Here is a 914-nt window from a genome sequence, read left to right on the forward strand (position 1 = left end):
AACGCAGTTGGCGCACAAGCAAGGGCGGTGGCTCTTATTACGGATGCTTCAAAAGCCTGCATTTTGACGGTCGATCCTTCCGCTTCGAAAGCGGCGCTCTTTTCCGGCAGTTCGACCACAAAACTGACAGGCTGCTCCGTCATGTCGAATTCGATAGCTCCGGACGCCATCAAACTTCAGGGATCGGCAAGCCTTGATGTCGATTGCCTGATATCGGCAGGCGGTGTTTCGTTGAGCAACGTCGTGAAGACCGTTTGCGCCAGCCTGATAACTCAGGCGCTGCCCGCTGCTGATCCTTTTGCCGACCTGCCGGCGCCGCCGGCCACGAACCCTTGTCAAAACGGCAATCAGTCAACCTTGCAACCTGGAACATACTGCAAGGGGCTCAGCTTGAGCGGCAATGTAACCCTCTCGCCCGGGATATACGTCATTGAGGGAGGCGATTTCAAAGCGAGCTCGAATGCAAATATTTCCGGCGAGGGTGTCGTCATTTATCTGGCCGATACCTCCGGCGTTAGCATGAACGGCACGGCGACCGTCAAGCTCAGCGCACCGACGTCGGGCACCTATTCAGGTGTGCTGTTCTATGGCGACAGAGCCAACCTGGCGGGATCCAACACGTTTAATGGCACGGCGGATTCGCTATTGACCGGCGCTCTGTATTTTCCAACACAGGGCGTCAATTATCTCGGCAATTTCTCGGGCAAAGGTGGTTGCACGCAGGTCGTCGCAAGTACCGTGCAATGGTCCGGCAACGCAAACATCATTCAGGATTGCACGAGCCTTGGAATGCGAGACATTCCGGCCACGCAAACCGTTCAGCTTGTCGAGTAGTTTTCGTGGATCGGCTACAAGTCCGGATGTTCCGGAGTGATTCGGGTGTTGCCGCGGTAGAGTTTGCGCTGGTTCTGCCC

1 protein-coding gene is annotated in these 914 nt (G+C 56.1%); it reads left to right on the forward strand.

Translation table 11 applies throughout. From position 1 onward, the window contains the following. Window positions 1-834, forward strand: an 834-nt coding sequence (locus tag NKJ20_RS34045) for a hypothetical protein (RefSeq protein WP_352749970.1), incomplete at its 5' end; no start/stop codon positions are given. Between the last annotated feature and the right edge of the window lie 80 nt (window positions 835-914).

It is taken from the genome of Mesorhizobium sp. M0185, assembly GCF_040322175.1.
GTDB lineage: Bacteria > Pseudomonadota > Alphaproteobacteria > Rhizobiales > Rhizobiaceae > Mesorhizobium.